Below are 15939 nucleotides of genomic sequence, written 5' to 3' on the forward strand. Positions count from 1 at the left end.
AATATAAATCTTGCTACTTTAGTGAATGATTATAGCAGAGGGATATCTAGTTAAAAAACTAGATATCCCTCTGTGATTATAAGAAACAATAGTTAATATTATAAAGTAATGATTAGGATGCTGTTATCAACAATTTTATTGATAGGAAAGGAGTAATACTATGGAATATAGTGATAAGGTTATGGAGCATTTTTATAGTCCAAGAAATATGGGTGTATTAGGTGATGCTAATGGTATTGGAGAAGCAGGAGACCCTAATTGCGGAGACATAATGAAAATCTATATTAAGGTAAAGGATAATATAATAAACAACGTTAAATTCAAGGCGTTTGGTTGCGGTTCAGCTATAGCATCGTCGAGCATTGCTACAGAACTTATAAAAGGCAAAACTTTAGAAGAGGCTTGGAAATTAACCAATAAGTCAGTTATTGAGGCTTTAGAGGGTTTACCAGTTGTGAAAGAGCATTGCTCTGTACTCGCAGAGCAAACTATACATAATGCAATAAATAATTATAGAGAGTCACAAAATCTTAAGCTTTGGTAGTATAAGTAAAAATAGAACTACATTGAGGATTAATCAATGTAGTTCTATTTTTGTTTAATTATTTGAGATGGATTTTATTTTATCATTAATTTCGTTAATTTTATTGGTATTTATGGTATTTAACGTATCATTATTGAGTTTATACTTTTCTTTTAGTTTCAGTATACGGTACACACTCTCGTTAAGTCTTTTTTCTGATATTGTTTTACTCTGGACTGCAGCTTTTAGTGAATTAATTACTTTTAGCTCATTATTATATTCATGGCATACTAAAATAATATCACTACCAGCATTAAAAGACTTAATGGCAGCATCTCCAATGTCATTATATTTCATTATGGCCGCCATGGTCATATCATCAGTAATAACCACTCCGTTAAATTCAAGCTTTTTTCTTAGTATATCCGTTATAACAACTTTTGACATGCTAGCAGGATTTTCATTATCTATTTTACTTAGCAAGATATGAGCCACCATAATAGCATCAGCGTTGTTTTTTATAGCGTTTTTAAAAGGTAATAGTTCAAAATTGTTAAGTGCCTTTATATCTTTATTTACTACTGGTAGACCTACATGGGAATCAACTGAGGTGTCACCATGTCCAGGAAAGTGTTTTATAACAGGAATTATATTGTTATTAGTCATGCCTTTCATGGTTTTAATTCCTAGTTTGCTCACAATATTTGAATTATTACCAAATGATCTATCTCCTATTATAGGATTATTTGGGTTGCTATTTATATCTAGTACTGGAGCAAAATCCATATTAAATCCATAAATTTTAAGTTCATCCCCAATTATTTTTCCAATGCTGTAGCTTAAGCCAGAATCATTAAGATTGCCGATTATTTTATTTGATGGAAGTTTTTTTAATTCATAGGGCATTCTTGATACCCTTCCACCTTCTTCATCAACAGAGACAAATAGAGGCGCTTTATTTAAAGAATTAGTGGTTTTAATTGAATTAATTAAGCTAACTAGCTGATTAGAATTCTCTACATTTTTACTAAATAAAATAACTCCAGAAACTTTATGATTTTTTATTAAATTAGTTATATTATTATTTGTTGTATAACCATCTAGCCCAACGATTACCAACTGACCAATTTTTTCATCTAAATTCATAGAATCAACCTTTTTTTGGACTAAGTCAATATGTTTTGCCTTCAGAGTAGTAACCTCATCTTTAGTTTTAACATTAGATAAAGAGCTATGATTATAATTATTACAGCCAGATAGTAATAAACTACTAATTAATAAGATGCTTATAATGGATTTTTTCATTATTAAATTAAACCTCTTTTCTAAAAAATAAACAAATTATTTAAAATTACTAAGTAATTATACTGTTTAAAAGATATATAAGCAACAATATTAATGGCAATTTATAGGAAAAGTTATATGTGAAATTTAATTTTATAAGTAGAAATACCACTTTAATCATTTATCTTTATTTTATGTAATATTTTTTATACTAAGTGGAAAAGATAAGTATAACAAAAATAATTAAATTATTTTGATATAGGAGATAATATGTTTAAAAGTAAAGATTTTATGTTTATGAATGTTGTGAGTGTGGATGGTAAAAAAATTGGATTTATTAAAGACTTATTAATAGATTTTGATAAAGGCAAAGTAATTGGATTTCTAATATCTCCATACAATTTTTTTCAAAAAAATCTGAGTGTACTAAAAGAAGACATAATATACTTTAATAAAGATATGGTGGTTAAAAAAGTTGGAAAAAGTACACATTTATGCTTACATAGTTTTATTAGTATGGATGTAATAGATATATGCAGAAATGTATTGGGCATGGTTGAGGATATTACCTTTACAGGCAATAATTTTATAATAAAAGGGGTTATAGTATCTTCGGGATTTATTACGAATTTGCTTCGTGGAAAAAGAATAATATTAATAAATGAATTAATACTTGGTGAAGAAAATATTCTTTATATTCCAAATCACGATCAATATTGTTTTAAAAGTATGCCTCATAACTTTTTTGTACAGGGGAAATTAAATGAAAAAAATCAATAAAAAGAGGCTAATTGTATGCGCTTTAAGCATTGTTATATTAATAGTAATAATCGCTATAGCTATAAGAATACCAATTATTAAACAATTACTAAATTTAATATTTATATCGTTTATTATAGCGTATGGTCTAAAACCATTATATATACTTTTAATTAGAAGAGGGGTAAATAAAAAGGCAGCATCTGCTTTAATAGTAGTTGGGCTATTAGTTTTAATATTACTAATATTTATAGTGGTGATACCATCAATATTTAGAGAGAGCTTATCTATAAACAAAGTAATAAACGATTTAGGGAGTTATTTAATTAATGCGAAAACAAAAATAAAGGTATTAAGTACTAATAAAATAATGGATAGTATTATAAATACTATATATTATAAATCTAATGCACAAATTATTTTAATATTCAATAAGCTACTTGATTTTATCATGGGACTTGGGGAGAATATATTAACTTATATGGTTTCACCTTTAATAATATATTATTTTTTATGTGATAGTGAAAACATGATAAACAAGACACTTATAATTTTCCCTCCTGAGAGCAGAAATATAATAAAAAAGATTATAGATGATATTGATAAGGTACTAGGTAGATATATTATGAGTCAGCTTATTTTATGTGGAATTATAACTATTGCTACCTTTTTAATCTTAATGTTTATGAAAGTTGATTTTCCATTAATATTAGCTTTAATAAATGGTATTTTTAATATAATCCCTTATTTTGGTCCTATATTTGGACTAATACCTATAATTTTGATCTCACTACTAGAATCCCCAAAAATAGCGTTATACACAACTATATGGATATTTGCACTTCAACAAATTGAAGGAAGTTTATTATCGCCAAAAATAATTGGAGAAAGCATAAGTATGCATCCATTAACGGTAATATTATTATTAATGATAGGTGGAGCAGTTGGAGGAATATTAGGTATGATACTTGCAGTACCACTAGGAGTAGTAATTAAAGTTATATATGAGGACTTAAATTATTATTTATTTTAGATGTTGCAATTAAATCTTAAATATTGACAAGAAATAGATTATTACTTATAATTTATATATAATAAGGTATTTAGTTAAAATATGTTTTAATGAATAAATAAAGTTAATATTAGGTAATGATGAGAGTTAGTAAATATATGGAGTCATTTAGAGAGGAAGTGGGTGGTGAAAACTTCTTGATAGGTATATTGAAGCTATCTTTGAACCTGTTTTTATTGAGAGATATCGCTATATAGTTAATTTTATTAATTATATAGCAATATAATTAGGGTGGTAACGCGGAAAACTTTCGTCCCTTGTTTTAGGGAAGTGAAGGTTTTTTTGTATTATAAAAATTCATGAATTTTAAATAAACGGAGGAGATATTATGGAGAATTTAGGCTTGAATGAAATTAGAGAATCATTTCTAACATTTTTTGAAGGTAAAAAACATCTTAGACTGGAGAGTTTCCCTCTAGTACCTAAGAATGATAATAGTTTATTACTTGTAAATGCAGGTATGCAACCACTTAAATCATATTTCACAGGAATTCAAACACCACCTAGTGTTAGAATAACTGACTGTCAAAAGTGTATTAGAACAGGAGATATCGAGAATGTGGGTAAGACATCAAGGCATGGTACTTTCTTTGAAATGCTAGGGAATTTTTCTTTTGGTGATTATTTTAAGCAGGAGATTATTCCATGGGCTTGGGAATATGTGACTGAGGTTTTAAATATACCAAAAGAAATGTTGTATGTTACTGTATATTTAGAGGATGATGAGGCTTTTAATATATGGAATAAAAATACAAATATTGATCCGCTACATATTTTTAAATTAGGAAAAGAAGAGAACTTTTGGGAAATAGGTCAGGGACCTTGTGGTCCAAGTTCAGAAATACATTTTGATAGAAATGTAAAATTAGGTAGAATAAAGACTAGCGAAGAGTTTATAGAAGCAGGAAATGAAGATAGAATAATAGAATTTTGGAATTTAGTATTTACTCAATTTGATAAGGACGAAAAAGGTAGTTATAATAAATTAAAGAATCCTAATATAGACACAGGTATGGGACTTGAGAGAATATCTGCTATAATGCAAGGCACAGATAGTATATTTGAAGTGGATACTATAAAAAATATTTTAAATGAAGTATCAAGGGTTACGGGTGCTAAATGCGGAGAAAACCCTGGAATCGACGTATCGTTAAAAATTATAACTGACCATGTTAGGAGTACAACCTTCATGATAAGTGATGGAATACTTCCTTCTAATGAGGGGAGAGGTTATGTTTTAAGACGTCTAATAAGGCGTGCTGCAAGGCATGGCAGACTACTTGGAATTAAAAATACTTTTTTATATGAACTCTGTGATATGGTTATAAAAAATTCCTGCGTAGCATATCCGGAACTTAAGGAGAAAGCATCTTATATTAAGAAAGTTGTAAAAATTGAAGAGGAAAGATTTCTTGAAACTATAGATTCAGGCATGGATATATTAAAAGGATATATACAGGAACTTGGAGTCAATAATGATAAAATATTAGGTGGAGATAAGGCTTTTAAATTATATGATACTTATGGATTTCCATATGAACTTACAGAAGAAATACTCGAAGATGTAGGCATAAAGATTGATTTGAAAGAATTTAATACTGAAATGCAAAATCAGAGACAGATGGCAAGAGATGCCAGGGGACAGTCAGATTACATGGGTAACGCAGACAATGTTTTGAATTTAATTCCTAAAGATATAGAAATCAAATTTGAAGGGTATGATAAAACTGAATTGTTTTCTAAAGTAAAAGTTTTAATTAGTGAAGGCGAGATTGTTAAAGAACTTTCAAAAGGTTCAAAGGGAATAATTGTAACAGAAGTTACACCTTTTTACGCTGAAATGGGGGGTCAGATCGGAGACAAGGGAATAATCTTTAATGATAATTTTAAGGCAGAGGTTTATGATTGTAAAAAGAGTATTTCTGGAAAAATTGTACATCTTGTCAAAATGATTGATGGAACATTGCTAACAGGAGAATTAGTAACTCTTAAGGTTAACGAGGATAGAAGAAATGAAATTTGTAGAAATCATTCAGCAACACATATGCTGCAAGAAGCTTTGAAAAAGGTATTAGGCGATCATGTTCATCAATCAGGATCATATGTAAATGAAGATAGATTAAGGTTCGATTTTACCCATTTTTCAGCATTAACGGAGATGGAAGTTATTAAAGTCCAAAAGATAGTAAATGACAATATTTTAAAGGCGTATACAGTTAATACGAGTGTCATGACTATAGAAAAGGCTAAGGAAAGCGGAGCTATAGCTTTGTTTGATGAAAAGTACAAAAATGATGTTAGAGTTGTATCTATAGGTGAATTCAGTAAGGAATTATGTGGAGGTACTCATGTTAAAAACACAGGAGAAATAGGTCTCTTTAAAATTTTATCTGAATCAGGGGTAGCTGCAGGAGTTAGAAGAATTGAAGCTATAACAGGTATTAATTCTATTGAATTTCTAGAGGATAAAAATAGTCAATTAAAAGATATTGCGAGTACATTAAAATGCTCCGAAAAGGACATAATTAATAAATTACAACTTCAATTAGTTGAATTAAAAGATAAAGAGAAGGAAATAATATTATTAAAAGGAAAACTAGCTAGTTCTTCAGTCGATGAAATGTTAAACAATGTTAAAGAAGTTAAAGGTGTTAAGGTAATCTGTGGTACTGTACGCAATATGGACTCAGAGGCATTAAGGGATTTAGCTGATAAACTTCGCGATAAACTCGGTGATGGTGTAGTAGTACTTGGAAGTAGTGTAGGTGACAAAGTACAGTTTATTGCAATGGCATCTAAGTCCGCAATAGATAAAGGAATCCATTGTGGAAAAATAATTAAAGAAGTAGCTAAAATTGCTGGTGGCGGCGGTGGAGGTAGGCCGAATATGGCAGAGGCTGGCGGAAAACTTCCAGATAAATTAGATGAGGCAATAGAGAATGTATGCTCTATTATTGAAAGATTAGTAAAATAGTATACTTTTTGTAATAGTTGTTTTATAATATAATTAATTAGAAATAATTTAATTATCGTTAGTATATAATTGTACAACTTTTTATAAAAAAATTATAAAATATTACGAAGTGATTTCTGAGTGTACTAAAATATGGTAAATTACAGTGTTTAGTGTATTATAAGGAAGGGGTGTATAGAATGGATAGTAATCAAAATACAGTCCAATTTGATTTTGTAAAAGATAAAAAGGATTTAACGAAAACTATTTTAACTGACGTATATAATTCGCTTATAAAAAAGGGATATAACCCAGTAAATCAAATGGTAGGATATTTAATTTCTGGAGATCCTACATATATAACGAACTATAATGGAGCAAGGGCGTTAGTAAGAAAGCTAGAAAGAGATGAAATATTAGAAGAAGTTTTAAAATCTTATCTAGACATAAAAAAATAAAATGCCCATATGGGCATTTTATTTTTTAAGATAATACTGTAATATAATAAGGCTAATGGTAAAGGAGGTTTACATGAGAATACTAGGATTAGATATTGGAGATAGAACAATAGGGATAGCTGTGTGTGATCCACTTGGCTTAACTGCACAAGGAATTACAACAATTAAAAGAAAAAGCATAGTAACAGACATAGAAGAAATTGATAAAATATGTAAAAAGTACAATGTAGAAAGTTTTGTATCAGGACTTCCTAAAAACATGAATGGTACTATTGGACCTCAAGGAGAAAAGGTTCAACGGTTCTGTGAAAAGCTTCGAGAGACATTGAACTTAGAAGTGAAAATGTGGGATGAAAGATTAACTACAGTCGCTGCTAATAGAGTAATGCTTGAGGGGGATTTATCAAGGTCAAAACGAAAAAAAATTGTTGATAAAATTGCAGCTACATTCATTTTGCAAGGATATTTAGACAGTTTAGGTACACGTTTATAAAACGAACTATCACAAAACAGGAGATTAAATCATCTCCTGCGGAGCTGCAATATTATTTATTACATAATGAAAAAGGAGATAAAAAAATGGATAACAATGTAGAGACTGTACTATTATATGATGAAGAAGGTAAGGAAATAGAATTTGATGTGCTGACAAAATTGGACATTAAAGATAAGGAATATGTTATAGTTGCACCAACTGGAGAGGAAGACATTGATGCAATTGCACTAAGAATTGAAAAGGATGAAGATGGCAATGATATTTTAGTAACAATAGAAGACGATGAAGAGTTTGAAATGATTTCAGAAGCATATGATGCGATTTCTTCTGATGAGATTTAATCTTATTATAGAAGAAAACCTCAATTAAATTGAAAAAATTTTAAACAAATTATCCTGGTTTCTTAATACTAAATGATTATCAATTGACATTACTTAAAAAAAGTATTAAAATGAACCTATAGTAAAGAAATTTATACTTATAGGTCAAATGATGGTTATAAGAAAAGGGGTATATATATGTCAAAGGTATCTCCAGAGAGCGTTGAGAGTTTAAAAGAAACCTTAAAACAAGAGGGATATAAACTAACTCCACAGAGAAGAGCTATTTTAAATGGAATAATTAAAAGTGAAGGTAGCCATCTTACTGCGGAAGAACTATATGACTTGGTTAAAATTGACTGCCCGGAAATAGGTCTTGCTACAATTTATAGAACCGTTCAACTTTTAGAAGAGATGGGCGTAATTAGAAAATTTGATTTAGATGATGGATGTAGTCGATATGAACTTAACCATCAAGATGAGCGCCATCAGCATCATCACCTTATATGTAACCGGTGTGGTAAAGTGTTAGAAGTACAAGGGGATTTACTTGAAGAATTAGAATCAATTGTTGAAAAAGAATATAATTTCAAGATTGAAGACCATAGTTTGAAATTTTATGGTGTTTGTGAAAAATGTGCAGGCAAATAACTTTTGAATTGATAGATTATAAAGTAAATGTTTGGATTTATGTAGGATTATATAATAAAAAAACTAATTATATGATATAATTTAAGTGAATTTATCATTTTTTAATATTGAGTAACAGACATAGTTGACTTTTTTGCAAGATAATATTAGAATAAGTATAGTAAATGCGAAAATTGGATACTTCAAGGCGTATCCAATTTTCGTTTGTGTAAAATGTGTAAACACATGAAAAAAATTGGAGGATTAATATGAATTTATTTACAAGAAATGACGTTAGAAATATAGCAATTATTGCCCACGTAGATCACGGCAAGACAACACTAGTGGATTGTTTACTTAAACAAAGTAATATTTTTAGAGAAAATGAAAAAGTACAAGAGAGAGTAATGGATTCAAATGATTTAGAAAAAGAAAGAGGAATAACAATTCTTTCTAAAAATACTGCAGTAATGCATAATGGAATTAAAATAAATATAGTTGATACTCCAGGACATGCTGATTTTGGTGGAGAAGTTGAACGTGTGCTTAAGATGGTTGATAGTGTACTTCTTGTAGTTGATGCATATGAAGGTCCAATGCCACAAACCAAATTTGTTTTAAAGAAAGCATTAGAATTAGACCTTAGACCTATCGTTGTTATAAACAAAATTGATAGAAAAGATGCTCGTCCAACTGAAGTTCTTGATGAAGTGTTTGACCTATTTGTTGAACTTGGAGCAGATGATGAACAATTAGATTTTGCAGTTGTATATGCTTCTGCTAGAGAAGGGTTTGCAAAACTTGAAGTTGATGATGTAAGTGATAACATGGAACCATTATTTGATTCTATAGTAAAGAATGTAAAGGCACCAGAAGGATATTTAGATATGCCACTTCAAATGCTTATTTCTACTATTGATTATAATGAGTATGTTGGAAAAATTGGAATAGGAAAAATCCAAAGAGGATCAATTAAAAGAAATGAACAAGTTGCACTTATAGCTAAAGATGGAACAATAAGCAACGTTAAAGTTTCAGCTCTTTTCGTTTATGATGGACTTAAGAGAGTAGAAACTGAAGAAGCAATTCTTGGTGATATCGTAGCAGTTTCTGGTATTCCAAACATTAACATTGGTGAAACAATAGCTAATGTGCTTGAGCCAGAGGCACTTCCATTCGTTGAAATTGATGAGCCTACTTTAACTATGAATTTCATGGTTAATAATTCTCCTTTTGCAGGTCAAGAAGGAACTTTTGTAACATCAAGGCACATAAGAGATAGACTTATGAAAGAACTTGAAACAAATGTTAGTTTAAGAGTAGTAGAAGCTGAAGAAGCAGATGGTTTCGAAGTAAGCGGAAGAGGAGAACTTCATCTTTCAGTTCTAATTGAAACTATGAGACGTGAAGGATATGAATTCCAAGTGTCAAAAGCTAATGTTATATATAAAGAGGAAGATGGGCATAAAACAGAGCCAATTGAATTCCTTACAATTGACGTTCCAGAAGAATTTATGGGCGTTGTTATGGAGAAAATGGGACCTAGAAAAGCAGAAATGGTTAATATGACTTCTGCCATAAATGGATACACTAGATTAGAATTTAAAGTACCATCAAGAGGATTGATTGGATTTAGAAGTGAACTTATGACTGATACTAAAGGTAATGGTATAATGAATCACGTTCTAGATGGTTACGATAGATTTAAGGGCGAGATTCCAGATAGAAGTAGAGGTTCACTAATTGTATTTGAAGGTGGAGAAACTATAACTTACGGATTATTTAATGCTCAGGATCGTGGTACTCTTTTCTTAGAACCAGGAGTACCTGTATATGCTGGAATGATTGCTGGAGAATGTGCAAGAAGTGGAGACATGGAAATAAATGTTTGTAGAAAGAAACAATTAACAAACACTAGATCTTCAGGAGCAGATGAATCACCAAAACTTGTTCCAGTAAAACCTATGACGCTAGAGCAGTGCTTAGAATTTATAGCAATAGATGAGCTAGTTGAAATTACTCCTCTAAATATTAGGATGAGAAAAAGAATATTAGATTCAGGTGAAAGAAAAAGAGCCGGTGGCAAAAAGAAATAAATAAAACAAAAAGTAAATAATTTTATTAATAAAAAAGAAAACCGCATAATTAATTTATATGGTTTTCTTTTTTAATATAAAAGCTGTTTATACATATTAATATAAAGATGAAGCGCAAGGAATTTAGTTAACTTGTGTTATTAATTTTGGAGGAAAGTAAATGAGTGGGGTAACATATGATTATATGGAGCAATATTTAAGAGAACTTATACCAAGTAATAGTGGTATTTTAGATGATCTAGAAAAGTTTTCTATTAAAAACAGAGTTCCTATAGTTCAAAAGGAAACTGCAAAATTTTTAGAGTTAATGGTAAAAATGAATAGACCTAAAAAGATCTTAGAACTTGGAACTGCTATAGGATATTCTGCTATTTTAATGAATATCGCATCATCTGGTTTAAGTGAAATTACAACTATTGAAAGAGATCAAAGAATGATAGAAATTGCAACTGCTAATATAGCTAAATGTGGACTGCAAAATAAAATCACTATTATAAAAGGAGATTGTTTAGAGCTTTTAGAAAGTCTCCAGGATGAATATGATATGATTTTTATGGATGCAGGCAAAGGACACTATAATCATTTTCTTCCTAATTGCTTAAGGCTTTTAAAAAAAGATGGAGTTCTTATTGCAGATAATGTACTATTTAGAGGGATGGTTGCATCAAAAGAACTTGCAACACATAGAAAAATCACTATAATAAAACGTATGAAAAGCTACTTAGAACTAGTATCTAGTAATGATGACCTTATAACTTCTGTAATACCAATGGGAGATGGCATATCAGTTACTGTAAGAAAGAATATAGGTAGCAGATAGGGGGGAATAAAACTTATGAAACCAGAAATACTTGCACCAGCAGGTAATTTAGAAAAATTGAAAGCGGCTATAAATTTTGGCGCAGACGCGGTTTATTTAGGCGGAAGTAAATTGAATTTAAGGGCTTTTGCAGATAATTTTAGTAATGAAGATTTAAAAGAAGGAATAGAATTTGCACACGTAAGGGATAAAAAGGTCTATGTTACTTTAAATGTTTTTCCTCATAATGATGATTTAGATGGCCTAGAAGATTATTTAAAAGAAGTATATGAGATAGGCGCGGATGCTATCATTGTATCTGACCCAGGAATTATTATGACAGCGAGGGAAGTAGTACCAAATTTAGAAATACATTTAAGCACTCAAGCTAATAATGTAAATTATAAGTCTGCTATTTTTTGGCATAAACAAGGGGTTAAAAGAATTGTTCTTGCAAGAGAATTGTCGTTAAAAGAAATTAAAGAAATTAGAGCAAAATTACCTGATACTTGTGAACTTGAAGCATTTGTCCATGGATCTATGTGTATGTCCTATTCAGGAAGATGTCTTATGTCAAATTATATGACGGGTAGGGATGCAAATCGTGGACAATGTGCTCAGCCATGCAGATATAAATATTTCCTAATGGAAGAAAAAAGGGATGGAGAATATTTCCCTGTAATTGAAGATGATAAAGGTTCTTATATAATGAATTCAAAAGACTTATGCATGATAGAACACATACCGGAACTTATGGAATCAGGCGTAATGTCCTTTAAAATAGAAGGAAGAATGAAAAGTTCATATTACGTCGCTTCTGTTTGTAAATCCTATAGAGAGGCTTTGGATGCGTATGTAGCAGATGGAGCAAATTATAAATTTCAACAAAAATGGTTGGATAATCTATTAAAACCTAGTCACAGACAATTCTATACTGGATTTTATTTTGGGGATCCTAACAATCAGATATATGAATCTTCGTCATATATTAGAAATTATGATATAGTTGGAGTAGTAAGAAAATATGATGAAAAAAGCAATATTGCAACAATTGAGCAAAAAAACAAAACGTATCTTTGCGATACTGTTGAAGTGCTAAGACCTATAGGCGACAACATTTTAATTACATTAGATGATATGAGAAATTCTAAGGGAGAAAGTATACCATCTGCCCCAAGTGCTCAAATGATATTTACTGTAAGTGTTAAAGAAAAACTACGCGCGAATGATATCCTTATTAAGGCTAAGGAGAAAAAGTGATGAATCATCCTATACTAATCGGGATAACTGGCGGGACTGGTTCTGGAAAGAGCACTATTGCTAGAGAAATATATAAACATTTTGATGAGTCATGTATTGCTATGATTGAACAAGATTCTTATTATAAAGATCAAAGTGAATTCTCTCTTGAAGATAGAATTAAAACAAACTATGATCATCCTGATGCATTTGATTCGAAGCTTTTAGTGGAACATTTTAATCTTCTTTTAAAAGGTAAAGTTATTGAAAAACCAATATATGATTTTAAAATATTTAACCGAACAAAAGAAACAATTTGTGTAAAACCTAGGGATATAATTATATTTGAAGGAATACTTATACTGGATAATAAAATTCTTCGTGATATGTTAGATATTAAAATATATGTAGATACTGATGCAGATGTAAGGTTTATAAGAAGACTTACAAGGGATATTAAAGAAAGAGGAAGAACAATGGAGTCTGTTATAAAGCAATATCTAAACGTAGTTAAACCGATGCATGAGCAATTTATAGAACCTACTAAAAGATACGCAGATATTATAATACCAGAAGGTGGACATAATAAGGTAGCTATTGATATAATTACTGCAAATATAAGTCAGATACTACAAAGTCGATAAAAATAATGCATGAGCAGTATAAAACATCTCATTCTAGGCTAGAATTAGTCTAGGGGAGGTGTTTTTATGTCTAGTAGAAACAACATTTTTGGTTACTCGAATCAAAATAATGAAATTAGAAAAAGAACTTGGCTAGTGATGGTTTTATTTATGCTATTATTTTGTTTTTTAATTTATCGAGTTTCAAGCTACATGTATTTTAACTCAAAGCCATTAAAAACAATGGCTGATGCACAGTATACTATTGATGAAAAATACGGTGCTTTATATAAGGTATTTGATTGTAATGGAGTGGACCTTTTAAATTATAAAGAAAAGTATTATGCGATTATAGATCCGGTGGATTATACTAGATTTAATGAATACACCAGTAAATATGACTTAGAAACATTAACAATTACACTTAGAAATTACAATAAAACATATGATTTAGAAAAAATTAAAGGAACTGGTAATGGAGAAAAGTTAAGATATGAAATTGATAAAATTACATATGAAAAGCTCAAAGATATTAAAAAGGTAAAGGGGTTTTATACTTATTGTTCTACTGATGTTGTAAAGGATGGGTATTGGAAAACAGAAAATATATTGACAAGTACAACTTACAATAAAGTAAGTGTTAACCCAATATCTAAAAAGGAAGTTAGTAATACTGTATCTAAGAGCTCTGATTCCCTGGAAATGCAAATATATAATAAAACTAAAAGAAATGAATACACAAAAACTAGATTTGCTAAAGGAATTAATGGTGAAATGGGGGCAGCTACAACCGTTACACCTAAAAACAACATAAATGTAAGACTTACAATAGATAAACAAATTCAAGATAAAGTTGAGGAGATTCTTCACAATGAAAAATATAATAAAATCGGTGTTGTACTAATGGAGAGTAGTAGTGGAAAGATAAGGGCTATGGCACAAAAAGATGATAATGCATATAATGTAAATCTAGGATATCCAAGTACTGATGGTGCTTTACCGGGATCAATTTTTAAGGTTATTGTTGATGAAGCTGGTATAGATATGAATAAAATAGATAATAATCAACAATTTACAATAAATCCTAAATTATTCACCCAGGAGAACTTTAAAGGAAATACATTTACTGTAGCAGAGGCTTTAGTCAAATCTTCAAATAACATATTCGCTCAGATAGGTTGGAAGGTTGGCGTTCAAAATATATATAATTATGCCCGGAAACAAGGCATGTTAAGTAAAGTATTAGATTTTCAGCAAGAGGATATTGGTAACTTCCAAGAGGATATATCAAATCCTACATATGCCCAAACGAGCCAGACAGCAATTGGCCAAAACGTTACAATAACCCCATTAGAAGCACTTAGCATTCCAAATACTATTATAAATAATGGAGTATATGTTAAGCCAAGTATAATAGATGCATATGTAAATGACAAGAAAGAGGTTTTAGAGAAAATTAAACCTAAAACCACTACCGTATTAAAAAAAGAAACGGCAGAAACGGTTAAACTTCATATGATTGATGTTGTGAATAAAGGAACTGGTGATGCGGCTTACATTAAAGGCATGGATATAGGTGGGAAAACAGGCACTACTACATATGAGAAAGGAAATAAATCTGATGGCTGGTTTGTAGGCTTTTTCACATTAAACGAAAAAAATTATTCTATGGTTGTTTATGTGAATGATATTAAGATGAATAGACTAGGTATTGCAGATGAAGAGGGTGGAGGTACAGCTGCTCCAATATTTAAAAAAGTAGTTTATGCGCTTAAAAATATGCAGAAATAAATTTATATAAAGATTAAATAAATTTCTAAGTACAGGCACTTTTAATAAAACAATTCATATTATATTAATAAGCTCTATTAGGAGGAACAGCTGTGTTTTTCATGAATTGTTTATTAGATATGATTGGAAATGTTACATTTTTGACAGCTTATATAACTGGTAGTAGTTCATTCCCTCAACCATTAAGTGAAGAAGAAGAGAAATTTTATTTAATAAAGCTTGGGGAAGGCGATTTACTAGCTAAAGGAATACTTGTTGAACGAAATTTAAGACTAGTTGCACACATAGTAAAAAAATATTCATATCCTGGAAAAGATGTAGATGACCTCATATCTATTGGAACTGTAGGACTTATTAAAGCCATTGATTCTTTTGATATAAATAAGGGAACAAGGCTTGCTACCTATGCTGCAAGGTGCATAGAAAACGAAATACTTATGCTTATTCGAAATAATAAGAAAACAAAGGGTGAGGTGTATCTTCAAGACCCTATTGGCACAGATAAAGAGGGAAATGAGATATCACTTATGGATGTACTTAGTAGTGATGAAGATTCTATAATTGATATAGTAGAAAGTAAGATACAAATTAAAAAATTGTATAATAAGATAAACGTAGCTTTAATGGATAGAGAGAAGACAATAATTCAAATGCGTTATGGATTGCTTGATGGTAACCCTAGAACTCAAAGAGAAATTGCATTGATACTCGGAATTTCCAGATCATATGTATCAAGAATTGAGAAAAGAGCATTGAAGAAACTTAATAAAGAATTAAATAGTACAAAAAAAATTGGTAAATAGTTCTAGAGAACTAGAACAACTATGGTATAATTATAGAATGTACAATTGTAAGTAAAATGAAAATCTTGAATAAGCTAAGTTGAAAATTAACTA

General features: G+C 30.0%; 15 protein-coding genes and 1 other annotated feature. Of the genes, 14 read left to right on the plus strand and 1 reads right to left on the minus strand.

The genetic code is table 11. The annotated features are described in order from the left end of the window. Positions 1-160: 160 nt before the first annotated feature. Positions 161-544: a Fe-S cluster assembly scaffold protein NifU gene (gene nifU, locus KPL54_RS13820; protein WP_216107121.1), complete on the plus strand. Its 384-nt coding sequence runs from the start codon at positions 161-163 to the stop codon at positions 542-544. Between the two features lie 54 nt (positions 545-598). Here nifU and nagZ read toward each other — a convergent pair whose 3' ends face one another. Further along, positions 599-1828, minus strand: coding sequence for a beta-N-acetylhexosaminidase (gene nagZ / locus KPL54_RS13825; protein ID WP_216107122.1), 1230 nt, complete (start codon positions 1826-1828; stop codon positions 599-601). Positions 1829-2077: 249 nt separating this feature from the next. Here nagZ and KPL54_RS13830 point away from each other — a divergent pair, with 249 nt between their 5' ends. The 13 genes from KPL54_RS13830 to sigK all read left to right on the plus strand — a co-directional run bounded on the left by KPL54_RS13830 (position 2078) and on the right by sigK (position 15846). Further along, positions 2078-2587, plus strand: coding sequence for a PRC-barrel domain-containing protein (locus tag KPL54_RS13830; RefSeq protein WP_216107123.1), 510 nt, complete (start codon positions 2078-2080; stop codon positions 2585-2587). Beyond that, positions 2571-3599 (plus strand): AI-2E family transporter, encoded by a 1029-nt coding sequence (locus tag KPL54_RS13835; protein WP_216107124.1) that lies wholly within the window; start codon positions 2571-2573, stop codon positions 3597-3599. The genes KPL54_RS13830 and KPL54_RS13835 overlap by 17 nt, the downstream gene beginning before the upstream one ends. A gap of 107 nt (positions 3600-3706) precedes the next feature. Beyond that, positions 3707-3899 (plus strand) — a binding site (T-box leader). A gap of 67 nt (positions 3900-3966) precedes the next feature. After that, positions 3967-6612: an alanine--tRNA ligase gene (alaS, locus tag KPL54_RS13840; RefSeq protein WP_216107125.1), complete on the plus strand. Its 2646-nt coding sequence runs from the start codon at positions 3967-3969 to the stop codon at positions 6610-6612. Between the two features lie 179 nt (positions 6613-6791). Continuing rightward, complete coding sequence (locus KPL54_RS13845) at positions 6792-7049, plus strand: IreB family regulatory phosphoprotein (RefSeq protein WP_071612958.1); 258 nt, start codon at positions 6792-6794, stop codon at positions 7047-7049. Positions 7050-7122: 73 nt separating this feature from the next. Then, on the plus strand, positions 7123-7542 hold the full coding sequence (ruvX, locus tag KPL54_RS13850) for a Holliday junction resolvase RuvX (protein ID WP_216107126.1): 420 nt from the start codon (positions 7123-7125) through the stop codon (positions 7540-7542). 86 nt (positions 7543-7628) lie between these two features. After that, the gene (locus KPL54_RS13855) at positions 7629-7886 is read left to right on the plus strand and encodes a DUF1292 domain-containing protein (RefSeq protein ID WP_071612956.1); all 258 of its coding nucleotides are present in this window, start codon (positions 7629-7631) and stop codon (positions 7884-7886) included. Between the two features lie 177 nt (positions 7887-8063). Next, the gene (locus KPL54_RS13860) at positions 8064-8516 is read left to right on the plus strand and encodes a Fur family transcriptional regulator (RefSeq protein WP_216107127.1); all 453 of its coding nucleotides are present in this window, start codon (positions 8064-8066) and stop codon (positions 8514-8516) included. Between the two features lie 248 nt (positions 8517-8764). Then, positions 8765-10591 carry a translational GTPase TypA gene (gene typA, locus KPL54_RS13865; protein WP_216107128.1) on the plus strand — a complete coding sequence of 609 codons (1827 nt, stop codon included), beginning with the start codon at positions 8765-8767 and terminating at the stop codon, positions 10589-10591. A gap of 160 nt (positions 10592-10751) precedes the next feature. Beyond that, positions 10752-11411: an O-methyltransferase gene (locus KPL54_RS13870; protein ID WP_216107129.1), complete on the plus strand. Its 660-nt coding sequence runs from the start codon at positions 10752-10754 to the stop codon at positions 11409-11411. A gap of 15 nt (positions 11412-11426) precedes the next feature. Further along, positions 11427-12650, plus strand: coding sequence for a peptidase U32 family protein (locus KPL54_RS13875; protein ID WP_216107130.1), 1224 nt, complete (start codon positions 11427-11429; stop codon positions 12648-12650). Beyond that, positions 12650-13273 (plus strand): uridine kinase, encoded by a 624-nt coding sequence (gene udk / locus KPL54_RS13880; protein ID WP_216107131.1) that lies wholly within the window; start codon positions 12650-12652, stop codon positions 13271-13273. The genes KPL54_RS13875 and udk overlap by 1 nt, the downstream gene beginning before the upstream one ends. Positions 13274-13339: 66 nt before the next feature. Continuing rightward, the gene (locus KPL54_RS13885; protein WP_216107132.1) at positions 13340-15043 is read left to right on the plus strand and encodes a penicillin-binding transpeptidase domain-containing protein; all 1704 of its coding nucleotides are present in this window, start codon (positions 13340-13342) and stop codon (positions 15041-15043) included. Positions 15044-15144: 101 nt separating this feature from the next. After that, complete coding sequence (gene sigK, locus KPL54_RS13890) at positions 15145-15846, plus strand: RNA polymerase sporulation sigma factor SigK (RefSeq protein WP_253203473.1); 702 nt, start codon at positions 15145-15147, stop codon at positions 15844-15846. The last annotated feature ends 93 nt before the right edge of the window (positions 15847-15939 follow it).

Origin of the sequence: Clostridium estertheticum, from assembly GCF_018861295.1 — a bacterium.
In the GTDB taxonomy this organism is placed as follows: domain Bacteria; phylum Bacillota; class Clostridia; order Clostridiales; family Clostridiaceae; genus Clostridium_AD; species Clostridium_AD estertheticum_D.